Raw genomic sequence first — 24747 nt, 5'->3', positions numbered from 1 at the left:
AAAGGAATAACAATGAATAAGAGTATTAAAGAATTTATTTTTGGGGATGTTAATACAATGAATCGTGTGTTTCGTCAGTTTTCAATGGGTGCTGTTGCGATTGCGGTGATGCAAGCGGCCAGTGCGCAGGTTTCAATGACCAATGTAGTACCCATGCAGCTTCCTGGACAAGGAACTGAGATTCGGGTGATGTTCAATGGTTTGCCACCACAACCACAAGCCTATCAATTAGAATCGCCGTCACGTTTGATTCTGGACTTTGACAAAGCACAACAGAATTTAAAACAAAGCAGTATTCCGGTGGCAACACGTGAAGCCAGTTCAGTGGATGTCACTTCGGATGCTCAGCGGGCACGTCTAACGGTAAATCTGACCGAGGCTGGAGCCTTTACGACTCGCGTGGAAGGCAATACCTTTATTCTTAAAATTAACTCGGCAACTCCTGTAGCCATAACTCAACCTGTGCAGCAACAGTCAGCTCAGGGTATTAGCAACATTGGTTTCCAGCGCGGTGCGCAAGGTGAGGGCCAAGTCGTTATTGATCTAGCAGGTAATAATACCCCGGTTGATGTACAACAGCAGGGTACCAAAGTTATTGTACGCACTTTAGGTTCCAAGATTCCGGCTCATTTGACCCGCCGTCTTAATGTGACTGATTTCGCGACTCCGGTATCGAGTGTGGATGCTGTGAATCAAAATGGTTCAGGGGTCATTACGATTCAGTCTGCGGAAAGTTATGAATATATGGCTTATCAGACTGATAACAAGCTGACCATCAGCTTGAAACGACCAGAAGCCAAGAGTCCATTGCGTCCTAAAACCGTTGCTTATAGCGGTAAGAAAATTTCGCTAGATTTCCAGGATATTGAAGTGCGCCGCGTGCTACAGCTCTTAGCGGATTTTACCGATATCAATATGGTGGCTGCGGATAGTGTGCAAGGCAATATTACCTTGCGCTTGAAAGAGGTACCTTGGGATCAGGCGCTGGATATTGTGCTGAAAACCAAAAATCTGGATAAACGGCGCAATGGCAATGTGATCTGGATCGCACCAGTTACAGAGCTGATAAAGGCTGAAGAGGAAGAAGCTAAGGCGATTAAGCAGAGTGTTGCACTTGCGCCTATCCAAACGGAATATATGCAGCTCAGTTATGCCAAAGCCGCTGATATTGAGAAACTGATTACGCAGAATAAAGGCGCATCTAGTTCAGGTAGTTCGAGTAACACTACAAATAATGATGAGAGAGAAAGCTTATTGAGTTCACGTGGCTCTGTGTCTATTGATGCACGAACCAATACTATTATTGTGAATGATACCCAGCCTTTTATTGATAAAATCCGTAATATGGTAGATCTGCTCGATGTACAGGTCAAGCAGGTGATGGTCGAAGCACGTATTGTGCGAGCTACCACTGACTTCACCAAAGAAATGGGAGTGAAGTGGGGGATTCTATCTCAAGGGATTACCAACAATGATAGCCTTCTGGTCGGTGGTAGTGACACGACGTTATGGGATCTCAGAGATCCCCAAGAAAGTGATTTAGGTGGATATACTTATGAGATTCAACGTCCACAAAACCTTAATGTAGACTTGGGTGTAACCAGTCCGGGTGCAAGTCGTATTGCTTTTGGTCTAATCAGTCTATCGGATTTTATGTTGGATCTTGAGCTTTCTGCACTTCAGGCAGATGGCTATGGTGAGGTGATTTCTACCCCTAAAGTACTGACTGCGGATAAGCAGAAAGCAACTGTTGCCTCTGGTTCACAAATTCCGTATCAATCTGCTGAAGGTGGAGGTGCTAATGCTGTGTCCACTACTGAGTTTATTGATGCCACCTTAAGTCTGGATGTGACGCCAAGTATTACGCCAGATGGTAAAGTGCAGATGGAACTCAATATTACCAGTGATTCGCCGGGTAATCCGACACCGACTGGACAGCTTACTATTAACAAAAACCAGATCAATACCAATGTCTTGGTTGATAATGGTGAAACAGTCGTTTTAGGTGGTATTTTTGAGCAGGAAACCCGTAATGCACAAACCAAGGTGCCATTCTTGGGGGATATTCCTTATGTAGGACGTTTATTCCGTAAAGATTTAAAGTCGGATAATAAACGTGAGCTACTGATTTTCGTTACACCTCGAATTGTTAATGACAGTGTTTCAAGAAATCATTAATATATTTTGAATTTAACAAAACGAATAGGTGACTCCTTGCCAAGCAAAGAGTTTGAAACCCTACCAAATATTTATTTGGTAGGGCCGATGGGGGCCGGTAAAACAACAGTAGGACGACATCTCGCAGAATTGTTAGGACGCGAATTTCTAGACAGTGATCATGAAATTGAACGTAAAACAGGTGCGACCATTCCCTGGATTTTTGAAAAAGAAGGGGAGCAGGGTTTCCGTGACCGTGAAACGGCTGTGATTAATGAACTTACCTCACGTCCCCATCTGGTTTTAGCCACTGGTGGTGGTGCAATTACTCAGGTTTTAAACCGGGACTATCTGAAACAGCGCGGAATCGTCGTTTATCTCTATACCCCGGTTGAAATTCAACTGCAACGTACCTATCGCGATAAAAACCGTCCCCTCCTTCAAGTCGAAAATCCGGAACAAAAGTTACGGGATTTATTGGCAGTCCGTGATCCCTTGTATCGGGAAGTGGCGCATCATATTATTGAGACCAATCAGGGTGCTGCACGAGATCTGGCGCAGCGGATTCTCAATCTCATTACTTCTAAAAACTAAGTTCATTGAATAAAGTGGTTAATCAAGCATGCAAACCTTATATGTAGAACTCGGAGAACGTCGTTACCCTATTTTTATCGGGAGCGATCTGGATCCACAGGCCTTATTGGCACCCTATATTCATGGCAAGCAAGTAATGATTGTGAGCAATACTACGGTTGCACCACTTTATTTGCAGCGTTATCAAACTGCAATTGAAGCTCTGAACAAACGTGTTGCGACCTGTATTTTGCCTGATGGTGAAAAATATAAGGATAGTCCGCATCTGAATCTGATTTTTGATGCACTGCTTGAAGCCGGTTTTAACAGGGACTGTACTGTGCTTGCGCTGGGTGGTGGTGTGATTGGAGATATGGCCGGGTTTGCTTCTGCCTGTTTCCAGCGCGGTGTATACTTTATCCAAGTACCGACGACTTTGCTGTCGCAAGTAGATTCAAGTGTTGGTGGAAAAACCGGGATTAATCACCCACTGGGTAAAAACATGATTGGCGCTTTCCAGCAACCTCAAGTGGTACTGGCGGATATGTCGCAGCTTTCTACTTTGCCTGATCGAGAGCTTTCAGCAGGTTTGGCTGAAGTGATTAAATATGCGCTGCTCGGTGATGAAGCATTTCTGGTCTGGCTGGAAGAGAATATGGATGCTCTGGCCGCTCGTGATGAGAAATTATTGGCTGAAGCCGTTTACCGTTCCTGTGCGCATAAGGCGCGGATCGTAGCCAATGATGAGAAAGAGCAAGGGGAACGTGCTTTACTCAATTTAGGTCATACCTTTGGTCATGCGATTGAATCCTACATGGGGTATGGTGTCTGGCTACATGGCGAGGCTGTTGCCACCGGTATGGTGATGGCTGCGGATCTGTCACAGCGTATGGGCTGGATTTCTCAAGAGGATTTAGAACGTACAAAAAAAATCATTTCTCGTGCCAAACTTCCTGTGGTTTGTCCTAAAATCCCTCTGGATGATTTTCTGGCCTATATGGCCCATGACAAAAAAGTCTTAAATGGACAATTGCGTCTGGTGTTATTAAAGCAATTAGGCGAAGCAGTGATTACCCGAGACTTTGATCTCGAGTTAATGAAACAGGCAATTTTAGCCAGTCAGGCATAGGTTTAGTTTTATGGCAGCATTACATACTCCTTGGCAAAAGATTCAGCATTATTTCTGGCTGGTCTGTGGTGTATGCTGCCTATTTGCTGCCTTAGTTTTTTGGGCGGTGACTGATTCAGATGATGTCGTCGAAATTGAAAAAAAGCCTGAAACTGAAGTTCAGTTGCAGATTCAACCAGAAAAAGTCGCCACAATGATCCATCTTGGTGCACTTTTTCAGGAAGTGAAACCACTGGACCTAAATACGCGTACCGTCGTGAATGCCAGTCATGAGCCGGAATTCCGTGGTACCAAATTTGTCAATGAAGCGAAAAACCAGCACGCCATTGAATTATTTCGTGTGACAAATGAAGCCATTTTAAAAAGTTTTCTTAAAAAACAGTCCGATCGTAAACCTTTTATTTATTTAAGAATCTCGGGTGAAAATCAGCCAGAACAATATGTATTGTTATATGGTCAATATAAGACGGCGGCGCAAGCCAATCAGGCTTTATCTACACTGAAGTTAAATTTACCGGCCTCAGTCAAGCCTGAAGTTGTAGCAATGCAGCAATATGTCAGTCTGGTCAATAATCTGGGTTCAGAGGAATTGGCCAGTAATCAAAAGCTTTACGAAATTCGTTTGAAAAATGTGCCTTTGCCGAAAGTAGATGAATCGGTGCGACTTAGACAGCAGCAAACCCAGACTGAGTCCAAGCCGCGTAGCTCTGATGCTGCGACTACCAGTACCACCATTGTGCGCCGTGATTCATCGGGAAATGTGGTCGATGTACAGAAATCTGAAAGTGCTGTAGAAGGCACGCCTCAACCGCAAAATAACAATAATCGACCTGCTCAGGGCAGTAATCCTCGTCCTCAAAATAATGAGATTAGTGATCCATTTAATTAGTCCGGTCTAAAATAGCGCATCCAAAAAATTACAGAATTAAAAATGAGCGCTTTTGGTGCAAAAAATGCACATTAAAATTAACCCTTAGAGTGCTGTTCTGCGCTAAATCTTTGTCATCTGTATTGTTTTAATTTATGCGCTGTTTGTTGGCATGGAATTTGCTTTATTGGTGCATGAATTGAATTAATCTCCCTGTTTTGGCGCGAAAAATGATTCGATGACACCGTATGAATGTCATATTTATTCCAGATTTTTATGTTATTCATGAGCAGAATAAACTTTATTTGTTATGCATTTAGTCTAAAAAAGGACTAGTCTGAAGAAATAAAGAAAAATGCTTTTGCTCTACCAATACAGTCTTCGAAAGTCCATTAGACGCTAGCGCAGAGAAAAGTTTAGATTGTTTAATAGCCTGTTGAGGCTTAGTGAAAGAAGGGTACGCTATGCACATGCCATCGCCTAATAATGTAGCTCCCGCTCAAGGTTTATACCAACCGGATGAGTTTAAAGATAACTGTGGTTTCGGTTTGATCGCCCATATGCAGGGTGATGCTAGCCATGATCTCGTCAAGACCGCGATTCATAGTTTGAGTTGTATGACCCATCGTGGTGGTATTGCCGCGGATGGCAAAACCGGGGATGGTTGTGGTCTGCTCTTGGCGATGCCGAAGAAATTTTTCCGTGAAGAAGCAAAACGCTTAAGTGATACCACTTTAAGTGAAGTGTTTGCTGTGGGGTTGGTGTTTCTAAATCTTGATCCGGCACTTGCTGCACATGCCAAACAGGTTTTAAACAAAGAGATTGAAGCTGAAGGTTTAATCGTTTTGGCTTGGCGCGTGATTCCGACCAATGTCGATGCATTGGGTGAAATTGCATTGCAATCGATGCCGGCATTTGAACAGATTATTGTTAACTGTCCAATGGGTGTGACTGAGGTTGAATTTAACCGTAAGTTATTCCTGGCACGCCGTCGTGCAGAACAACTGTTGGTGAATGATACGTCTTTCTATGTCACTACTTTGTGCTCAACGGTGATCAGCTATAAAGGCTTGATGATGCCGGAAGCGATTGCAGATTTTTATACAGATCTGGCTGATCCACGTTTGGAATCGCATATCGTGGTCTTCCATCAGCGCTTCTCGACCAATACCTTGCCTCGCTGGCCTTTGGCACAACCGTTCCGTTACCTGGCGCACAATGGTGAAATCAATACCATTACTGCGAATCGTAACTGGGCCATGGCGCGTGTGCCGAAATTTGAAAATCCATTATTGCCAGGTTTAACTGAACTGAATCCAATTGTGAACCGTACCGGTTCAGATTCTTCAAGCCTGGACAACATGCTGGAGATTCTGGTGGGTGGCGGCATGGATCTGTTCCGTGCACTCCGTATGCTGGTTCCGCCTGCTTGGCAAAATGTGGAAACCTTAGATGCTGATCTGCGTGCTTTCTATGAATTCAACTCAAAACATATGGAAGCTTGGGATGGCCCGGCTGGTCTGGTGATTCAGGATGGCCGACATGCGATCTGTATGCTGGATCGTAACGGTCTGCGTCCTGCGCGTTGGGTCATCACCAAGAATGGTTATATCACGCTGGCTTCTGAAATTGGTGTCTGGGGTTATCAACCTGAAGATGTGATTTCTAAAGGCCGTGTCGGTCCTGGCCAAATGCTGGTCATTGATACGCAAACCGGTAAGGTGCTGGATACTCAAGATGTCAATAATCATCTGAAACGTATGCGTCCATACCGTGAATGGTTACGTGAAAATTCTGTGCGTTTGCAAGGTAGTCCAGAGCTGGAAGAATATTTATGTGATCAAGGCTTAAAAGGCGATGGCCTGAAAGCGGCACAAAAAATGTTCATGGTGACCTTTGAAGAGCGTGACCAGTTGTTGCGTCCGATTGCTGAAAGTGGTCAGGAAGCTGTAGGTTCAATGGGTGATGATACCCCGATGGCGGTATTGTCTCGTCAGGTACGCCATGTGTCGGATTATTTCCGCCAGCAGTTTGCACAGGTGACCAACCCACCGATTGACCCGCTACGTGAATCGATTGTGATGTCACTGGAAACCTGTTTGGGGCGTGAACAAAACGTCTTTGAACAAGGGCCTGAACATGCAGACCGCCTGATCATTTCCAGCCCTGTGCTGTCTAATTCGAAAATGCATCAGATCCGTACCTTGGGTCGTGCCGGTTATGAAATTGCAGATATCGACCTGAACTATGCTGAAACCGAAGGTCTGGAAGCAGCCATTGCACGGATCTGTGAAGAATCTGCACAAGCCATTCGTGATGGTAAAACCTTACTGGTGCTTTCCGACAAGAAAATCCGTGAAGGTTACTTGCCTGCCAATGCCTTTATGATCACCGGTGCGGTGCATCATCACCTGATCAATATCGGTTTGCGTACTGACGCTAACCTGATTATTGAAACCGGTTTTGCCCGTGATCCACATCAGTTTGCCGTGCTACTTGGTTTTGGTGCGACAGCCATCTACCCGTACCTGGCGTATGACGTGATCAATGATCTGGTCGCGAAAGGTGAATTATTGGGTGACCCGATTTATGCGCAAAACAACTTCCGTAAGGGTATTGAAAAAGGCTTGCTGAAAGTCCTGTCTAAGATGGGTATTTCAACAGTTGCCTCTTACCGTGGCGGTCAGCTGTTTGAAGCAGTGGGCTTATCCAATGAAGTAGTGGATAAATGCTTCATCGGTGTACCAAGCCGTATTCAGGGTGCAACCTTTATTGATCTTGAAAATGATCAGAAACAGTTGGCGGATATTGCCTGGAAAAATCGTAAGCCAATTGATCAGGGCGGTCTGCTGAAATTTGTATTCGGCAAGGAATACCATGCCTTTAACCCAGACGTGATCAACTCACTGCATAAAGCAGTACGTTCTGGGAACTACGCAGATTTTAAAGAATATGCAGAATTGGTGAACAATCGTCCGATCGCCACGATTCGTGACCTGTTCAAACTAAAAACAGATAATTCGATTCCAGTCGAACAAGTGGAATCTGTGGAAAAGATCCTGCCTCGCTTTGACTCTGCCGGCATGTCTTTGGGTGCACTGTCCCCTGAAGCACATGAAGCGATTGCGATTGCCATGAACACGATTGGTGGTCGCTCGAACTCAGGTGAGGGCGGTGAAGATCCAGCGCGTTACGGTACTATCCGCAACTCGAAAATCAAACAAATTGCATCGGGCCGTTTTGGTGTGACGCCTGCTTACTTAACATCTGCAGAAGTTCTTCAAATTAAAGTCGCGCAAGGTGCAAAACCAGGTGAAGGTGGTCAGTTGCCGGGTGGTAAAGTGAATGGTCTCATTGCCCGTTTACGTTACTCTGTACCGGGCGTTACCCTGATTTCGCCACCTCCGCATCACGATATCTATTCAATTGAAGATTTATCACAGTTGATCTTTGATTTAAAACAGGTTAACCCACAGGCGATGGTGTCAGTTAAGCTGGTTTCTGAACCGGGTGTCGGTACGATTGCGGCAGGTGTAGCGAAAGCGTATGCCGATTTCATTACCATTTCTGGTTATGATGGTGGGACAGCGGCTTCTCCACTTTCTTCAATTCATCATGCAGGTTCACCGTGGGAACTGGGTCTTTCTGAGGCACATCAGGCCCTTCGTGTGAATGACCTGCGTGGTAAAGTTCGCGTACAAACAGATGGTGGTTTAAAAACCGGTCTGGATGTCGTAAAAGCAGCAATTCTCGGTGCTGAAAGCTTCGGCTTTGGTTCGACTCCGATGATCGCATTGGGTTGTAAATACCTGCGTATCTGCCACTTGAATAACTGTGCAACCGGTGTTGCGACTCAACAAGATCATTTACGTCAAGAGCATTATATTGGCGAGCCACAAATGCTGATTAACTTCTTCACCTTTATTGCTGAAGAAACCCGTGAATGGCTAGCGGCACTTGGTGTATCGAGTCTGAAAGACCTGATTGGCCGTACGGATCTGCTGGAAGTCTTGCCAGGTGAAACTGCCAAGCATGCACATCTTGATTTAAGCAAATTGCTTGAGTCGCATCCTTCAGCGGAAGGTAAAGCACAATACTGCGAAGTACAGGGCAATGCGCCATTTGATAAAGGCATTCTGGCTGAAAAAATGGTAGATAAGATTCTACCTGCGATTGAAGCGGGAACTGGCGGCGAATATAGTTTCACGATCGGTAACTGTGACCGCTCGATTGGCGCACGCCTGTCTGGTGAAATTGCGAAACGCTATGGCAACCTGAGCATGGAAGCTCATCCGGTGAAAGTTCACCTGAATGGTACTGCGGGCCAGTCACTGGGTGTCTGGAACGCTGGTGGTCTGCACATCAGCCTGGAAGGCGATGCCAATGACTATGTCGGTAAAGGCATGGCCGGTGGTCGCATCTCTATCTTCCCGCCAAAAGGTTCGCCATTCCAGACGCAAAATACCGCGATTATTGGGAATACCTGTTTGTACGGTGCGACTGGCGGTAAGTTATATGCAGCGGGTACAGCGGGCGAGCGTTTCGCGGTGCGTAATTCGGGTGCATTTGCCGTGATTGAAGGCGCAGGTGATCACTGCTGTGAATATATGACCGGCGGTATTGTGACTGTGCTGGGTAAAGTCGGACATAACTTCGGTGCGGGTATGACTGGTGGTTTTGCTTATGTACTTGATCTGGATAATGACTTCGTTGATCATTATAACCACGAACTGATTGAGCTGAACCGTATTTCTACGGAAGCGATGGAAGAGCACAAAGCCTTCCTGGGTCGCATTTTGGATGAACATATTAAAGAAACCGGTAGTGCTTGGGCGTACAAGATCCGCCATGAGTTTGATTTCTATAGCCGTAAGTTCTGGTTGGTAAAACCAAAAGCAGCCAACTTGCAAACGCTGTTGAAAACAACTCAAGCTGATCCACAATAATTCCACGACCAACAGATATATAGGCAGAGGTAAGGCAACTGTAAAGCCTTTACCTCTAGCCACGGAGAGAGACATGGCTGAACGCCTACATAATGACTTTCAATTTCTGGATGTCGCACGCCAAGATCCAGAGAAAAAAGAGCTTGATGTCCGCAAAGCAGAATTTGTGGAAATTTATAAGCCTTATACTGCGGAAATTGCAGCCAACCAGACGCATCGCTGCCTAGGCTGTGGTAACCCGTATTGTGAGTGGAAATGTCCGGTACATAACTATATTCCTAACTGGTTGAAACTGGTGTCAGAAGGCCGTTTGTTCCAGGCGGCTGAACTGTGTCACCAGACCAACACCCTACCAGAAGTCTGTGGTCGTGTCTGTCCGCAAGACCGTCTGTGTGAAGGGGCGTGTACCCTCAACGACGGTTTCGGTGCGGTGACGATCGGGAATGCAGAAAAATATATCAACGATACCGCCTTTGCATTGGGCTGGCGTCCAGATATGTCCAATGTGCAATGGACCAATAAAAAAGTCGCAATCATTGGTGCAGGTCCTGCAGGACTTGGCTGTGCAGATATTCTGGTGCGTAACGGGGTAAAACCTGTGGTCTTTGATAAACGTCCGGAAATTGGTGGTTTGCTGACTTTTGGTATTCCAGAATTCAAAATGGAAAAAGACGTAATGAAGCGCCGCCGTGAAATTTTCACCGGTATGGGCGTGGAATTCCGTCTGAATACTGAAATTGGCACAGATGTGACCATCGACCAGTTACTTGCAGATTATGATGCGGTATTCATGGGCATGGGCACCTATACTTATATGAAAGGTGGTTTTGCCGGTGAAGAGCTGGACGGTGTCCATGATGCGCTGGATTTCCTGATTGCCAATGTCAACCGTTGCCAAGGCTGGGAAAAAGATCCGGCTGAATATATTAGCGTGGAAGGTAAAAAGGTCATCGTTTTAGGCGGTGGTGATACGGCCATGGACTGTAACCGTACTTCTATTCGTCAAGGTGCTGAATCGGTAGTTTGTGCTTACCGTCGTGATGAAGAAAATATGCCCGGTTCACGCCGTGAAGTGCAAAATGCGCGTGAAGAAGGGGTGAGTTTCCAGTTCAACCGTCAGCCGATCGAAATTGTCGGTGAAAATGGTAAAGTGACCGGTGTGAAATTTATTACTACTCAGCTGGGTGAGCCGGACAGCCGTGGTCGTCGTAGTCCAGAGCCTGTTCCAGGTTCAGAAGAAGTTTTAGCTGCCGATGCAGTATTACTTGCTTTTGGTTTCCGTGCCAGCCCTGCAGATTGGTTTGCCTCTGCCAATGTTGGAGTAGACGGTTCAGGTCGTGTGCTGGCAGCAGAACAGCAAACTTTTAAGTTCCAAACCTCAAACCCGAAAATTTTTGCAGGGGGCGATATGGTGCGTGGTTCTGATTTGGTCGTGACCGCAATTTGGGAAGGTCGTCAGGCGGCAGAAGGTATTTTAGATTATTTAGAGGTCTAAACGAGTTTGTTTTGCTTAGATCTTGAAAGGGCTGAGTTTTAAGGAATTCAGTCCTTTTTTATTGGATATTTTATCCAGCTCATCTTCTTGTGGAATATATTGCCATCCATGAGCCTTATATGGCCTAAGCGCAGAAACCGCAATATCAATTTAATCTACTGTGCAAGGTTATTGTTTGATGTAAACAGTTTGGTGATTCGCTCGATTAAACAAAATACACAAACAGGTCAGAATTTCACGTTAGAATGATATCATTTCAAACAAATACAAAGAAAATTTAGAGGTTAATGTATGAATTTCACAAAAAAAACCCTACTCGCAGTGGCTTTAAGCAGTACTTTGACATTAAGCGGCTGTGGTTATAACACCTTACAAGTGAAAGATGAAGCCGTGACTGCTTCTTGGTCAGAAGTCCAAAACCAATATCAACGCCGTGCTGACTTAGTGCCAAACTTGGTGAATGTGGTCAAAGGCTATGCCAAACATGAAGAACAAGTCTTGACTGAAGTCACTCAGGCACGTGCCAATGTCGCAGGCTTAAAAGTGGATAAGTCGGTATTGGAAGACCCTGCGTTATTCCAGAAATATCAGGAAGCACAGGCGCAAATGACCAGTGCCTTATCACGTTTAATTGCGGTGTCTGAAAATTATCCAGACTTAAAAGCCAATGAGCAATTCCGTGATTTACAAGTACAACTAGAAGGCACAGAAAACCGTATTGCCGTGGCACGTAACCGTTACATCAGTACAGTGCAAGACTTTAACAGCTATGCACGCCAGTTCCCGCAAGTGATGACCGCCAAAGTGATTGGCATGGACACCAAACCAAACTTCAGTGCCGAGCAAAGCGCACAAACTGCACCTAAAGTTTCGTTTGAATAACGCCTAGGAGGATGTCTGGATGCTGCAATCGCACAGCAAGACCTGTATAAATCTAATGCAGATGCTGCTGCTCATGGCAGTTATGTGTTTCAGCTGCTTGGCATATAGTGAAGTTGCCACTGCAACTGATGAAACCGCCGAAGCTGTGGTGCTAGGTAAAATTGTGCAGCAACAGCATCCTCAAAATGCAAACCCTATCCCTGATCTTGCGAATTCACGCCAGCCTACATCGAGCACTCAGCAAGCACCTATAGAAACACCCGTTCAGCAACCGCAAATTGCCAATGATATGGCAGAGGGTGAGTCCATCCGTGCTTTGCCGACATTGCATCAGCCCGTAGTCGATCAAGCCAATTTGCTCACTGCTGCAGAAAAACAGCAAATCAGCCAGCGGATTTTAAATTTACATCAACAAGCCAAAGCACAAATTGGGGTGGTGATTGTACCGACCACAGGGCAGGAAGATATTTTTGATTTTGCCATGCGGGTCGCAGAACAATGGCAGCTCGGTTCTGCCAAGCAAGATAATGGTGTGTTGATGGCAATTGCAGTCAATGACCGCCGTATTCAAATTTTAACAGGTTATGGTTTAGAGGGTGTACTGCCTGATATTGTAGTGAGCCGTATTATTAACCAGCGCATTACCCCGTATTTTAAACAAGCGCAATATGCTCAAGGCATTGACGCAGGCTTGGCAGAAATCGAACGGATTTTAAGCTTAGACCCCGAAGTTGCTGCACAGGCGGCGCAAGAACTGAAACAGCGTCAGGAACAAGCGCTGCAAGAACAACAGGCGCGTGAAAAAACCTTGAGCAGCGCTTTATTTATTTTAATTGCAGGGGTAATTGGCTCACTGATTGTCGGAAAACGCTTAAGTGCTTCAACCGCTGCCGTGGCAGGTACAGTGGCAGGTTTGGTCAATGGTGCAGGCTTAATCACCAGTTTAATGATTGGCGCGGGAATTTTCTTTTTACTCATCACTGCCATTGCACAGACCATTTTCCAACTTTTCTTGTCCTCTGCAGGTCGTGGTGGCGGACGGGGCGGTGGTGGTTTTGGTGGCGGTGGCTATAGCGGCGGCGGCGGTGGCTTTGGTGGGGGAGGAGCATCAGGATCATGGTAACTACAACAGATACAACAGAAATTATTACTCAACCAAAAATGGGCATTGTAGCCCGTCCGAGTGTTAAGCGCTGGCTGAAGCATTTCTTTTTTTTACCTGCCACCAAACGTTTTTTTAATGCGCAGGACCAACATGCCATTGCAGAAGCAGTGACTGCTGCTGAACATGGGCATGTGGGAGAAATTCAGGTGGTGATTGAAGGCTGTTTACCCTCGCGTTTGGCGTATGCGGTAGATACGCATACCCGTGCGCGCCAATTATTTGCAGAATTGGGTGTTTGGGATACTGAACTGAACAGCGGGGTTTTGCTGTACCTGAATTTGTGTGAGCGCAAAGTGGAAATTGTGATTGACCGTGGCATTAAAACAGCGACCACGCAACAGGTGTGGGATGAAGTCTGTGCGCATATAGTGCAGGGGTTGGCACAGCAGCAGTTTCGGCAAGCAGTAATCACAGGCGTACAAGAAATTGGTGAAATTTTGGATGGTTTTTATGACCGTCAGTTGCTAGATCAGCAAAATGAATTGGGCAATGCGCCGATTATTTTAGGATAGATTTTTGTCAATCAATGTCCCTCTCTTTGAAAGATAGGAGAGAGCTTGGTCATGATTTTTGCTATAAAACCTTTACTTTTGAGATTTTACAATTCTTCGCTATGTGTCATAGATAGCTTACTTTGTCTAAAGCAGAGAAGTACAAAGTACAAAGATATCCATAGCACAGAGCTTAAATTTGCTGAAATATAAATCAAATACGTAAAAGCAGATGATGTAAAAATTTAAAATGTGACACAGTTCTCTAAAAATGACAAAATTTGTTAAACTCAAGTTTTTGGTCTGACAATTATTGTCACTTTTTAACAAAAATACACAGTTAAATTAAAAGTTCTAAATTTTTTATGTGTAAGGTGCTGTTTTTCTGTGTAAATTGTCTATAATAAAAGTTGGCACATTTAGTGCTAAGTATAAAATAGCTTACAAAGCTTATAATTAAATTAACAAACATTTGTGGAGAATGTTTATGAATACGATGCAAAAAGGTTTTACCCTTATCGAATTGATGATCGTTGTAGCGATCATTGGTATTTTGGCTGCAATTGCGATTCCTGCTTATCAAAGCTACACTATTCGTGCAAAAGTAACTGAAGGTTTATCTTTGGCTGCTGCTGCCAAGACAGCAGTTGCTGAAACATTGTCTTCACGCAGTTCTGGTCCTGTTGCAGCTTATACAGGTACTGGCGCAGCAGCAAATGGTTCATACGGATTTGAATTTACTGCCACTGAAAATGTTGCTTCAATTGCAATTGCTGCAGTTGCAAATGTTGCAGCTCCAGCAGCAGGCGAAGGCTTAATCACGATTACTTATGCTGGTCAAGTTGCAGGTGCCATGACTGGTGATAAGGTTTATCTACAACCAGGTAGCGGTACTATTGCCAATGGTGCATTACCAACTGCTGCAATTTCACCAGGTCAACCAATTGTTTGGGGTTGTGCTGTAGCTGATGCTAAAGATTTTAAATATGTACCATCTAACTGCCGAGTAAAAAAATAATGTAGTTTTAGTCTATAAAAACCGTGCTTTCTTCGGAAAGCACGGTTTCTCTTTGGAAAAAATAAAAATGAATATAATTATTTTATCAATCAAAAAAACGTAGTTTTCTCAAATATGTCCAAACGCCTAAATTTTTTCCTCAGCCATTTATTGCTCTCATTTTTAGTCGCTTTATTGGTGATTGGATTGGTGTTTTTTATTTGGTATCCATCGCCGCTCGCTACAGCAGTTGGTGTGACCCATATCTTTTTAATGTTATTGATTATAGATGTAATTTTAGGGCCACTTTTAGGTTTATTGGTCTATAAAGAAGGTAAAAAAACACTTAAATTTGACCTCAGTGTCATTATTCTTATTCAAATCGCGGCTTTATGTTATGGGGTATTTAGTATTGAACAAGGTCGCCCTGCATGGTTGGTTTATAATGTAGATCGTTTTGAATTGGTTAGAAAAAATGAATTGGTTGATACGAATATTCAGCAAGCACAGCAACAATTCCAACAACCTTCATGGTTTAAGCCACAATATGTCGCAACTGAATTTGCCAAAGACACACAACAACGCAATGATGAAATGTTTGCAGAAGTTTTAGGGGGTATTTCTATTGCACAGCGTCCAGAACGCTATGTGGAACTGACTCAAGCCAAAACCCAAATCCAACAACGTGCATTACCACTTAAAGAATTGGAACAGTACAACTCAAAAGCAGACGTTGAAAAAACTTTAGCCAAATATCCAAAAGCAAATGCTTGGCTACCCTTAAAAGCCAATGCAGAAGATATGGTAGTATTAATTACCAAAGAAAAGGCTGAGGTTGTTAAAATCGTCGACCTCAGACCGTGGAAATAATCGCTTAAATTTAAAATGGGGAATTTCAGTATTCCCCATGCAATTATCCCACTTCAAAACGGGTAGAATTTCAATCAAATTTGCTATACAAAGCACTATCATCTTGCTTAAAAAAATATAAGATAGAGCCAGTTTTTTGATCTGTTTTTCTTATGAAATCTGCATTGCTATTTTTGGCTGCCATCCTCATCTCCCTTGCATGGCTATTACCCATTCACTACCGCCCATGGGTCACCTATACAGGTGAACTTTACGCATTTTTTGCCTTGTTTGCTCTTGCAGCCTGCCTGTTTAAAGAAAAATTACAGATACCTAAAATTAGCCTGCCCTTACTGGCACTGTGCAGTGTTCCACTCATTCAGTGGGGCTTTGGCTTAGTCTACTTCTTTGACAAAGCCTTGCTCAGCAGCGTGTATATATTCAGTTTTTGGTTAGCAATCATTTTTGGCTACAACCTCACGCAAAATAACAGCGAACGTGAACGCATCTTCGCAGGCTTTAGTTATGTATTGTTGGGCGCGGGTAGCATCACTGCACTCATGGCAATTTGCCAGTGGCTGACACTCGACCAATACCTGCCAATGATGGTGGATATTAAAATTGGACAACGCCCTTATGCCAACTTCGCCCAACCCAATAACATGGCGACCTTTTTGGTGATGTCGCTTATGGCATGCCTATATTTATACGAAAAACAAAAACTTAAAACCGTGTGGATTGTGATTGCAGCTACCATGATTTTGGTCGGTGTGGTACTAAGTCAATCGCGGACGTCATGGTTGGCATCGCTGTGTCTCTTGACCTATTTGGGCTATCAACAATACCGTGGCGTGATGCGGATTAAATGGCGCAATAGCTTACTGTGGTTTGCCGCATTTATCGGGCTGATTTTTATCGCACCTGCGTTCAGTCAATTGCTCTCACAAAGTGCAGACCTCTCGGTGCAATCTCGCGATGTGGTACAACGCGCCACAGGTGATATGTCACGCTTGGCCATTTGGCAGCAAATGCTCGCTGCGATTGAACATCAACCTTGGTGGGGCTATGGTTGGCATCAAACCAGTGTGGCGTATGTCACGATTAGCGAATTTGTGCAAGGCCCTGTGTGGATTCGTAGCGCACATAATTTTATTTTAGACTTTTTACTTTGGAATGGTGTGATACTCGGCGTGCCATTTTTGGCGTATCTGGGTTATTGGGGCTACCAACTGCATAAACATACCCAGTCGGTGGAATCGGTTGTGGGGATTTTAATGGTCGGTGCATTTAGCGTACATGCCATGCTGGAATTTCCACAAAACTATGCCTACTTCTTGCTGCCTGTAGGTTTTATTATCGGCATGGTTCAGTCACAGCGGGTAGTGAAAGGTATTACTTTATCTCCACTATATTTACGCAGTGCTTTTGTACTTGGCGCATTGTTGTTGGTGCTGATTTATCGTGATTATGAAGTGATGGTACCAAAACTTGGACAAAGTATTCGTTATGAAAAGCAGCCGGAAAAAATCACTAATGAAAAACCAATTTATTTGCTGACTGAGTTTAATCATCGCATTGGCTGGATTCGTTTAAATCCTTATAGCAAAGCGTCTGTTGAACAGATTCAGGAAGGTGAACAAATGGTCTTGAGCTATCCGACTAAATATAACCTGATCAAATATGCCAAACTTTTAGCTTTTAATGGATATGAGGCGGAAGCCAAGCACCAGCTGCAACGCTTAAAGACTATTCAGAAAACTGAAATGAGTTATGAAGAACTAATGCAGCATGTACCTCGTTAAATACAAAAAAGCCAGCAGATGCTGGCTTTTTCTTGGCTTAACTTTAAGTTTAGAGCTGACTTTGAATATAGTTTTCGATACCAATACTTTCGATCAGATCAATCTGCGTTGTCGTCCAGTCTAGATAATTTTCTTCTTTCTCTAGAATTTCCTGAACCAGATCACGTGTTACATAATCCATTTGGGTTTCAGCCAGCGCGACTGCTTTCTGGATGACTTCAATATTTTCTTTGACTTTACGCACATCACAATGCAGTACTTCTTGAGTATGCTGACCGATATACAGTTTGCCCAGATTTTGTAAATTCGGCAGACCTTCCAAAAATAAAATACGTTCAATAATTTTATCGGCATGTTTCATCTGAACAATGGATTCTTTATATTCTGCCGAGCCCAGTTTCTCAATGCCCCAGTCATTAAACATGCGCGAATGCAGGAAATACTGGTTAATGGCAGTTAAGTGGTGATACAACACCTGATTGAGCTGATTAATCACATCACGATTGCCTTTCATCGCATAACTCCATTTGGACCTGTTTTATCTTTCTAAGAAAGCACTCTAATCCTGATAGTAAAGCAAGTCAGGGGCAAATGGCGAGTAATTTATCAAATCAAACGTAAAACCTCGTTTTCAAGGCAGGGATATAAATGAGTGACCTAAGCCATACGACATGAAATGTCGTTTCAAATTAACATTTTTAACTTTGGATATTCTATTGGTTATTTTCATTGATAAAATAATCGCATGAAAACACTTAAATTACGCATTAAAGATAAACATTCTAAGATATTAGAGCAATTAGCATCTGAAGTGAATTTCGTCTGGAATTATGTCAATGATTTAAGCTTTAAACACCTTAAAAGAAAAGGTGAATTTCTCAGTGCTTACGATATTGCTGAATATACGAAAGGTACATCTAGGCTTTGTGGGTTACATAGTCAAACCATTCAGGCTGTTACCGAAGAATTAGTCATACGCAGAAAGCAATTCAAGAAGACCAAACTAAAATGGCGGGTCAGTCATAAGAAATCAGCCAGAAGATCACTAGGTTGGATACCCTTTAAGAAAGTAGCAATCAAGTATGCTGATGGCCATATCCAGTATGGCAAGCATCAGTTTAAAATATGGGATAGCTATGGACTGTCAAATTACAGTATCAAGACTGGTTCGTTTGTCGAGGATGCGCGTGGCCGCTGGTATGTCTGCTTAGTTGTGAATAGCCCTAAAATTGAGAAATCGACTGCGACTAATTTGATTGGGATTGATCTGGGCTTAAAGGATATAGCCACTTGTTCGGATGGTACGATAATTTCAAATCCCAAGTTCTACCGTCAATATGAACAGAAATTAGGGATTGCTCAACGAGCTAAAAATAGAAAACGTGTCCGTGCATTACACGCCAAGATTGCAAACTGTCGTAAAGACCATTTGCACAAAGCAAGTACGATGCTTATAAAGAAAAATGCACTAATTGTTGTAGGCGATCTGAGTGCGAAAAAACTGGTGAAAACCAAGATGGCGAAGTCTGTTCTGGATACCGGATTTTCAGCATTCAAGACCATGCTCAAGTATAAATGCGAGAACGCAGGAGTATGGTTTGAAGAAGTTAGTGAAAGTTTCACAACCCAAATGTGTTCGTGCTGTGGTGAGGTCACTGCAAGCAGTCCGAAAGGTAGAGCAGATTTGCGAATAAGAGTATGGGAATGTGAAAACTGTTCAAGTGTTCTGGATCGGGACTTGAATAGTGCTAAGAACATACTTGCGCTTGGGCATAAGCGTCTCGCAGGAGGAATCAGCTCTATTTAGAGAGGTGAGGATGTCAAGGAACAGCAAATGAAAATCGACATCGAATCGATCCAGACTCAGATGAGTGGCAATAAAAACCCGCCAGAGTCAAAGGCGGGGGAGGAGTAATGACCAAAGATCATTGTTTTTTCATTATGCTTATAAGGAGAAATATTTTGAATTTATGCTGCAACGGCCAGCCGTGCTGCAATTTGTGAAACTTCATCACTGATGATCATACGGGCTTCGGGTGCACAGCGGCCACAGCAAGTTCCCAAGTCCAACATATCGCGAACATCACGATAACTTTCAGCGCCATTTGCAATAGCATCTTTAATGTCTTGATCTGTAATGCCACGGCATAGACAAACGTACATAGGACACAACCACAATGATTAAATAAGATAAGTAATATTATTGATAATTGTTATCGTTTGTCAATAAAAATCATTTGAAATAGCTTTTATCACGATTGATGATTTAGATAAAAAATTACCATCTGAGCGGAAATCTAAGTACTGCTCAGATTTCCGCACAAGAGTGATTTGTGAATTAGAGTTAGATATTAAAGGCTGGTGATTGAGTGATTTTTATAACTTATTGATTAATGATGATAATCCCATCCATTTCAACCAAGGCATCTTTAGGCAGGCTGGCGACACCTAAAGCAGCACGTGCTGGATAAGGCTGGGCAAAATACTCACCCATAATCTGATTGACCAGCTGGAAGTGCGATAAATCGGTCAGAAAAATATTCAGCTTGGCGATATCTGCCAAAGAACCACCAGCGGCTTCACAGACTGCTTTTAAGTTATCAAACACCCGGCGAATTTGAGCTTCAATGCCTTCAACCAGTTCCATACTATAAGGATCCAAGCCAATTTGACCTGATAGATATAAGGTATCACCCACTAAAATGGCTTGCGAATAAGTGCCAATCGCAGCAGGGGCATTTTCAGTATGGATTACTTGGCGGGACATTAATTTCTCCTTTTATCATCGACATACATCATATTCGATCAATTCGGCCGATCAAAGCACTATCGTTTTAAATGATTAACTCGCTTTAGAGGCTTCACTGAAAACGACGGGCTGAGCCAGACGGATAATTCGCGGGAAACCGAAATACATGCGTAAATCCCGGATAATCTGTGCAATCTGTTTACGGTTATGCACCACGATATTGACGTAGGTTTTGTCATCCTGAGTACGCACCATTTCCACCCCAGAATGCGCTTTACGGCATTGGTAAATCAGGTCGGAAATCTGCTCGTCATTCATGTCCAAGTCAATGCTGAGATAGGCAGTAAAGCTGATATCTTCCAGATCATCAGAGGTCCACTGCAATAACATGATATTTTCTGGATGCTGATGCTGTTCATGCAGCAGGTTATGACAGCGCGCACGATGCACAATCAGACCGCGACGGGTCAAATGACCCTGAATCGGATCACCCAGCACAGGATTGCAGCAATGTGCATATTTGACATCGACACCTTCTGTTCCCTGAATCAGACGGTCTGAACTGGCGATATTCTGATGCTGATCTTGGGCAAATAAATGGTTGGCCACCAGTTGTGGTAATAAATCACCGACTGCAATCTGTTCAAACAGCTGTTCTTTGCTGGAAACATGGCGCCATTCCAAGAGGTTTTTCCAGTCTGCTTCAGTCAGATCACGAATAGAACGATGGAACAGTTTCAGTGCACGATTGAGTGCCTGTTGTCCGACCAGACGTTGCTCATCTGGATCTTGATCACGCAGAATATTCTGAATAGCACGACGGGCTTTTTGGGTATTGATGAAACTGAGCCAATCCGGATTCGGGGTGGCGAGGACATCAGTAATGATTTCGACCACCTGACCACTGACTAGAGGCGTTGAAAGGGGTTTGGTTTCATTGTTAATTTTTGCACCGACCGCATGGTTGCCCAGGAATAAACTCGCTGCATAAGCAAAGTCGACGGCCGTGGCGCCTTGCGGCAATTCATGTAAATGACCATGCGGGGTATAGACCCAGATTTTTTCTTGGTGTAGATAATCGAGCAATTCACTAAAAGTGGTTTTGGCACATTCACCATCGACCAGGACATTCAGATTCTGCATCGAGGCCTGAATCGCAGAACGGCAGGCCTGCGGGGCACTTTCACCGAGCACAACGCCAAAACGTGCGGCTTTACGCATCAGTTCGGTTTGAATGGTGAGCGACAGGGTCGTCTCTTCGCCTTTCAAGCGCATCATCAAGGACTGGTTGCCTCCCGGTAATGGACGGCGGATATGATCTTCATAACTCTGGATTTTAAAGCTTTGGGTCAGAATTTCTGCCAGTCGGTCACAGTCCGCGATGCTCTGTAAAATAATCTCAAAAGCATGGCTATGCGTCAGCTCTTGCAGGTCGATATCATTTTTGACGAAGTGGCGCAGTAGCTCAATATTGTTGTTTTTCTTTTTGATCCGGCCTTGAATGGCATGCTGTTGCAGCAGTTCAGTCAAGTTCTTTTCCCATTTGGCCTGATATTCACAGCGTTTCGGCTTGGTTTCCTGTAGTGCGGTCTGAACGTTATTGTACATATCCAGATCAAGATTCTGATAGCACAAATGTTCCAGATTATCGGCCATTTCATTCATGCCGACAATACGTGCCATTGGGACAAAAATTTCAAAGGTTTCGCGGGCAATACGCGCACGTTTGTCCGGACGTAGTGCATCCAAAGTGGTCATGTTGTGATAGCGGTCGGCCAGTTTCACAATAATGACACGTGGATCTTGTAGAGTCGCTTGTAGAATTTTCCGGAATGAAGCGGCTTTATTATATTCTTTATCGCTAGAATGACTCAGTTTGGTCACGCCATCGACCAGCTCGGCCACAGTAAAACCAAAAGTCTCAGTAATATCATCTTTGTTAAAGTCGGTGTCTTCAATCACATCATGCAGCAAGGCAGCCATCAGCGTTTCAGGGTCAAGACGCATATGCGCCAGAATACAGCTGACTGCAATCGGATGCAGAATATAAGGTTCACCACTTTTGCGCACAATCCCATCATGCGCCATATCTGCATAATCACAGGCCGCAAGCACACGTTCGACATCGCTTTCACTTAAATACGCATCGATAATGATCTCTAACTGCTGCTTGGCTTGACTGACCTGTGGGCCTGGCATAAAACACCTTTTCAACTGAATTTTTTACAAATAAAACGTGAAAGCGCTTTAGAAATGTGAATTTCCTGGTTTGATGGTTTTTGGCTGCTAGCGAGCAGAAAACCAATACAAACTTGATAGCTAACCCTTATGTTATAACCGTTCTGGCATAAATATAAAAGTCACATAACAAAAAAAGCCTAGTTTAGAACTAGGCTTTTTCAGTGACGATCTCTTATTGGAAAGAAAAACCGTCTAAGTTTAGATTATTTGCAGAAAGTGCAAGGTCTAGACTTGATGTTTGATAGTCTTGATCACGTTGTTTCAAAATATCTTTTGAGACATGACCTGAAGCGATTTCACGTAAAGCAACAACAGTCGGTTTGTCATTGTCCCATTCTACAGTTGGTTCAATACCTTGACGTGCCAATTGACGCGCGCGCTTGCTTGCCACTAGTACAAGCTCAAAGCGGTTGTCTACATGGTCTAAACAATCTTCAACGGTGACGCGTGCCATAAGAATTCTCGTTTGAATAATAAATTTTAACAGACTGCACAGTATAAAAGGCTTTGTCTATAGACTCAAGTTTTAATCACTGTTCAGTTGGTGTGATGAGCTGCTGAATCAGTTTTTCATGACGGTTGGCCTGTTGCGACAAGGTCAAGCGGTTAGCGATAATGACCGCTTCCAGGTCATGCAGCGCCTTATTAAAGTCATCATTGATAATAATATAGTCAAAGTTGCTATATTGTTGCATATCTTCTACCGCGCAGCTGAGACGATGTTCGATCACATCCACCGTGTCGGTGCCGCGGTTAGACAGGCGTTCACGCAGGTCAAACTGGCTTGGTGGCAGAATAAAGATTTGTTTTGATTCAGGAAAAAGACGACGGACTTGCTGTGCACCTTGCCAGTCAATTTCAAGCAGCACATCATGGCCTTTGGCCAATTGCTCTTTAACAGTTGCCTGTGCAGTGCCGTAGTAATTACCGAACACTTCTGCGTATTCAATAAAACCACCTTCATTGACCAGATTTAAAAAATCTTGTTTATCGGAGAAATGATAGTGCACGCCATCGAGTTCGCCAGGTCGTTGACCGCGTGTGGTATGTGACACAGAAACGTGAAGGTTGTTGACACGCTCAAGTAGGGCTTTAACGAGGGATGTTTTGCCTGTTCCAGACGCTGCAGAAACGACAAACAAGAGACCCGACATGATATTTTTCCTGATATGATAAAATATCTTCTCTATTTTAGAGTAGAGCGGCTTTAAACTAAATAGTTGTCAGTCGATTGTTTTACATTTATTTCAATTGAACCGCTAAAAATGGTGTGAGTATTGAGGATTCTATGGAAATTGTTTTAGCCAACCCACGTGGTTTCTGTGCTGGTGTAGATCGTGCCATTGCGATCGTGAACCGTGCCCTAGAATGCTTTAACCCACCGATTTATGTGCGACATGAAGTGGTGCATAACAAATTTGTGGTCGATGACTTGCGTCAGCGCGGTGCGATTTTTGTCGATGAGCTAGATGAAGTTCCGGATGACAATATCGTGATTTTTAGTGCACATGGGGTGTCTAAGGCTGTGCAGCAGGAAGCCGAACGCCGAGGTTTAAAAGTTTTTGATGCGACCTGTCCATTGGTCACTAAAGTACATATTGAAGTGACTAAATATGCCCGTGAGGGAGTAGAAGCGATTCTAATTGGTCATGAGGGCCACCCAGAAGTTGAAGGCACCATGGGGCAATATGATAAAAATAATGGTGGTGACATTTATTTAGTGGAAGATGAAGATGATGTGGCTGCACTTGCGGTTCAGCATCCAGATAAAGTGGCTTTTGTAACACAAACCACCTTGTCGATTGATGATACTGCCAAAGTGATTGATGCCTTGCGCCAAAAATATCCGAATATTCAAGGGCCGCGTAAGGACGATATTTGCTATGCCACTCAAAACCGTCAGGACGCAGTGCGTGACTTAGCCAATCAGTGTGATGTGGTGTTGGTGGTGGGTTCACCAAATTCATCCAACTCTAACCGTTTACGTGAGTTGGCTGAGCGTATGGGGAAACGCGCCTATTTGGTGGATAATGCAGACGAGTTGGAACAAGCATGGTTTCAACCGAACACAAAGATTGGTGTAACTGCAGGCGCCTCTGCACCAGAAATTTTAATTAAACAAGTGATTCGGCGTCTGCAAGACTGGGGTGCAACCGCCCCTGAAGAGCTGGCAGGCCGTGAAGAAAACATTACCTTTAGTTTGCCCAAAGAGTTACGTATTCCTGTAACACAAGCTTAAACTGCGAAGTACATAACACTTTAAAAAATTGATGAAAAATAGATAGATAACCGTTGAATGACGGTTATCTGCTTTTTTATGCCTTTTATCCTGAAGTGTGAGAGTTTTGTAAAGTTGTTGGTTACTATTTTTAATAGGGCAAAGTTTGTGTCTTGGGGGGAGTT

Annotated in this window: 20 protein-coding genes; 14 read left to right on the top strand and 6 right to left on the bottom strand. The window is 43.8% G+C overall.

Annotation, left to right across the window (positions count from 1 at the left end; genetic code table 11):
- Window positions 1-12 precede the first annotated feature (12 nt).
- The 12 genes from pilQ (at window position 13) to I6L24_RS02270 (ending at window position 17354) form a co-directional block, all read left to right on the top strand.
- Window positions 13-2178: a type IV pilus secretin PilQ family protein gene (gene pilQ, locus I6L24_RS02325; protein WP_005263887.1), complete on the top strand. Its 2166-nt coding sequence runs from the start codon at window positions 13-15 to the stop codon at window positions 2176-2178.
- Between the two features lie 36 nt (window positions 2179-2214).
- Window positions 2215-2751, top strand: a complete 537-nt coding sequence (gene aroK / locus I6L24_RS02320) for a shikimate kinase AroK (protein ID WP_005263885.1) — start codon at window positions 2215-2217, stop codon at window positions 2749-2751.
- A gap of 28 nt (window positions 2752-2779) precedes the next feature.
- Window positions 2780-3859, top strand: coding sequence for a 3-dehydroquinate synthase (gene aroB / locus I6L24_RS02315; RefSeq protein WP_085064333.1), 1080 nt, complete (start codon window positions 2780-2782; stop codon window positions 3857-3859).
- Between the two features lie 10 nt (window positions 3860-3869).
- Window positions 3870-4748 (top strand): hypothetical protein, encoded by an 879-nt coding sequence (locus I6L24_RS02310; RefSeq protein ID WP_005263881.1) that lies wholly within the window; start codon window positions 3870-3872, stop codon window positions 4746-4748.
- Between the two features lie 449 nt (window positions 4749-5197).
- The gene (gltB, locus tag I6L24_RS02305; protein ID WP_216986383.1) at window positions 5198-9673 is read left to right on the top strand and encodes a glutamate synthase large subunit; all 4476 of its coding nucleotides are present in this window, start codon (window positions 5198-5200) and stop codon (window positions 9671-9673) included.
- 73 nt (window positions 9674-9746) lie between these two features.
- A complete protein-coding gene (locus tag I6L24_RS02300) occupies window positions 9747-11168 on the top strand; it encodes a glutamate synthase subunit beta (RefSeq protein ID WP_216986382.1) in 1422 nt (473 codons plus the stop codon).
- A gap of 291 nt (window positions 11169-11459) precedes the next feature.
- On the top strand, window positions 11460-12050 hold the full coding sequence (locus I6L24_RS02295) for a LemA family protein (protein WP_216986381.1): 591 nt from the start codon (window positions 11460-11462) through the stop codon (window positions 12048-12050).
- 19 nt (window positions 12051-12069) lie between these two features.
- A complete protein-coding gene (locus tag I6L24_RS02290) occupies window positions 12070-13173 on the top strand; it encodes a TPM domain-containing protein (protein ID WP_216986380.1) in 1104 nt (367 codons plus the stop codon).
- Complete coding sequence (locus tag I6L24_RS02285) at window positions 13167-13727, top strand: TPM domain-containing protein (RefSeq protein ID WP_216986379.1); 561 nt, start codon at window positions 13167-13169, stop codon at window positions 13725-13727. The genes I6L24_RS02290 and I6L24_RS02285 overlap by 7 nt, the downstream gene beginning before the upstream one ends.
- A gap of 475 nt (window positions 13728-14202) precedes the next feature.
- The gene (locus I6L24_RS02280) at window positions 14203-14724 is read left to right on the top strand and encodes a pilin (RefSeq protein ID WP_410550516.1); all 522 of its coding nucleotides are present in this window, start codon (window positions 14203-14205) and stop codon (window positions 14722-14724) included.
- Between the two features lie 114 nt (window positions 14725-14838).
- Complete coding sequence (gene tfpZ / locus I6L24_RS02275; protein WP_216986377.1) at window positions 14839-15573, top strand: TfpX/TfpZ family type IV pilin accessory protein; 735 nt, start codon at window positions 14839-14841, stop codon at window positions 15571-15573.
- Window positions 15574-15725: 152 nt separating this feature from the next.
- On the top strand, window positions 15726-17354 hold the full coding sequence (locus I6L24_RS02270; RefSeq protein ID WP_216986376.1) for a PglL family O-oligosaccharyltransferase: 1629 nt from the start codon (window positions 15726-15728) through the stop codon (window positions 17352-17354).
- A 49-nt stretch (window positions 17355-17403) separates the two neighbouring features.
- Here I6L24_RS02270 and bfr read toward each other — a convergent pair whose 3' ends face one another.
- Complete coding sequence (gene bfr, locus I6L24_RS02265; protein ID WP_005265547.1) at window positions 17404-17868, bottom strand: heteropolymeric bacterioferritin subunit Bfr; 465 nt, start codon at window positions 17866-17868, stop codon at window positions 17404-17406.
- A 231-nt stretch (window positions 17869-18099) separates the two neighbouring features.
- Between bfr and I6L24_RS02260 the strand changes: the two genes are divergently transcribed.
- Complete coding sequence (locus I6L24_RS02260) at window positions 18100-19161, top strand: RNA-guided endonuclease InsQ/TnpB family protein (RefSeq protein WP_004281181.1); 1062 nt, start codon at window positions 18100-18102, stop codon at window positions 19159-19161.
- 161 nt (window positions 19162-19322) lie between these two features.
- On the opposite strand, the gene I6L24_RS02255 is transcribed toward I6L24_RS02260, so the two are convergent.
- The 5 genes from I6L24_RS02255 to gmk all read right to left on the bottom strand — a co-directional run bounded on the left by I6L24_RS02255 (window position 19323) and on the right by gmk (window position 23498).
- Window positions 19323-19517, bottom strand: coding sequence for a bacterioferritin-associated ferredoxin (locus tag I6L24_RS02255; RefSeq protein ID WP_004644972.1), 195 nt, complete (start codon window positions 19515-19517; stop codon window positions 19323-19325).
- Window positions 19518-19737: 220 nt separating this feature from the next.
- Window positions 19738-20121, bottom strand: coding sequence for a RidA family protein (locus I6L24_RS02250; RefSeq protein WP_086044403.1), 384 nt, complete (start codon window positions 20119-20121; stop codon window positions 19738-19740).
- 75 nt (window positions 20122-20196) lie between these two features.
- Window positions 20197-22302 (bottom strand): RelA/SpoT family protein, encoded by a 2106-nt coding sequence (locus tag I6L24_RS02245; protein ID WP_005108527.1) that lies wholly within the window; start codon window positions 22300-22302, stop codon window positions 20197-20199.
- 214 nt (window positions 22303-22516) lie between these two features.
- Window positions 22517-22798, bottom strand: coding sequence for a DNA-directed RNA polymerase subunit omega (gene rpoZ, locus I6L24_RS02240; RefSeq protein ID WP_004281186.1), 282 nt, complete (start codon window positions 22796-22798; stop codon window positions 22517-22519).
- 76 nt (window positions 22799-22874) lie between these two features.
- Window positions 22875-23498 (bottom strand): guanylate kinase, encoded by a 624-nt coding sequence (gene gmk, locus I6L24_RS02235; protein WP_216986375.1) that lies wholly within the window; start codon window positions 23496-23498, stop codon window positions 22875-22877.
- A 134-nt stretch (window positions 23499-23632) separates the two neighbouring features.
- Between gmk and ispH the strand changes: the two genes are divergently transcribed.
- Complete coding sequence (ispH, locus tag I6L24_RS02230) at window positions 23633-24583, top strand: 4-hydroxy-3-methylbut-2-enyl diphosphate reductase (protein ID WP_216986374.1); 951 nt, start codon at window positions 23633-23635, stop codon at window positions 24581-24583.
- Window positions 24584-24747: the final 164 nt, after the last annotated feature.

This window comes from Acinetobacter lwoffii (genome assembly GCF_019048525.1).
GTDB classification, from domain to species: domain Bacteria; phylum Pseudomonadota; class Gammaproteobacteria; order Pseudomonadales; family Moraxellaceae; genus Acinetobacter; species Acinetobacter lwoffii_K.
Note: the sequence above shows the minus strand (reverse complement) of the source record. Positions and strands in the feature narration are given on the sequence as shown.

Excerpts from the sequence above, each read along its gene's own strand:
- tfpZ (WP_216986377.1), top strand. The coding sequence starts at position 14,839 with ATGTCCAAACGCCTAAATTTTTTCCTCAGCCATTTATTGCTCTCATTT.
- I6L24_RS02295 (WP_216986381.1), top strand. The coding sequence starts at position 11,460 with ATGAATTTCACAAAAAAAACCCTACTCGCAGTGGCTTTAAGCAGTACT.
- gmk (WP_216986375.1), bottom strand. The coding sequence starts at position 23,498 with ATGTCGGGTCTCTTGTTTGTCGTTTCTGCAGCGTCTGGAACAGGCAAA.
- I6L24_RS02250 (WP_086044403.1), bottom strand. The coding sequence starts at position 20,121 with ATGTCCCGCCAAGTAATCCATACTGAAAATGCCCCTGCTGCGATTGGC.
- I6L24_RS02300 (WP_216986382.1), top strand. The coding sequence starts at position 9,747 with ATGGCTGAACGCCTACATAATGACTTTCAATTTCTGGATGTCGCACGC.
- I6L24_RS02310 (WP_005263881.1), top strand. The coding sequence starts at position 3,870 with ATGGCAGCATTACATACTCCTTGGCAAAAGATTCAGCATTATTTCTGG.
- I6L24_RS02270 (WP_216986376.1), top strand. The coding sequence starts at position 15,726 with ATGAAATCTGCATTGCTATTTTTGGCTGCCATCCTCATCTCCCTTGCA.
- I6L24_RS02255 (WP_004644972.1), bottom strand. The coding sequence starts at position 19,517 with ATGTACGTTTGTCTATGCCGTGGCATTACAGATCAAGACATTAAAGAT.
- aroB (WP_085064333.1), top strand. The coding sequence starts at position 2,780 with ATGCAAACCTTATATGTAGAACTCGGAGAACGTCGTTACCCTATTTTT.
- bfr (WP_005265547.1), bottom strand. The coding sequence starts at position 17,868 with ATGAAAGGCAATCGTGATGTGATTAATCAGCTCAATCAGGTGTTGTAT.
- I6L24_RS02290 (WP_216986380.1), top strand. The coding sequence starts at position 12,070 with ATGCTGCAATCGCACAGCAAGACCTGTATAAATCTAATGCAGATGCTG.
- I6L24_RS02280 (WP_410550516.1), top strand. The coding sequence starts at position 14,203 with ATGCAAAAAGGTTTTACCCTTATCGAATTGATGATCGTTGTAGCGATC.
- pilQ (WP_005263887.1), top strand. The coding sequence starts at position 13 with ATGAATAAGAGTATTAAAGAATTTATTTTTGGGGATGTTAATACAATG.
- gltB (WP_216986383.1), top strand. The coding sequence starts at position 5,198 with ATGCCATCGCCTAATAATGTAGCTCCCGCTCAAGGTTTATACCAACCG.
- I6L24_RS02260 (WP_004281181.1), top strand. The coding sequence starts at position 18,100 with ATGAAAACACTTAAATTACGCATTAAAGATAAACATTCTAAGATATTA.
- I6L24_RS02245 (WP_005108527.1), bottom strand. The coding sequence starts at position 22,302 with ATGCCAGGCCCACAGGTCAGTCAAGCCAAGCAGCAGTTAGAGATCATT.
- I6L24_RS02285 (WP_216986379.1), top strand. The coding sequence starts at position 13,167 with ATGGTAACTACAACAGATACAACAGAAATTATTACTCAACCAAAAATG.
- ispH (WP_216986374.1), top strand. The coding sequence starts at position 23,633 with ATGGAAATTGTTTTAGCCAACCCACGTGGTTTCTGTGCTGGTGTAGAT.
- rpoZ (WP_004281186.1), bottom strand. The coding sequence starts at position 22,798 with ATGGCACGCGTCACCGTTGAAGATTGTTTAGACCATGTAGACAACCGC.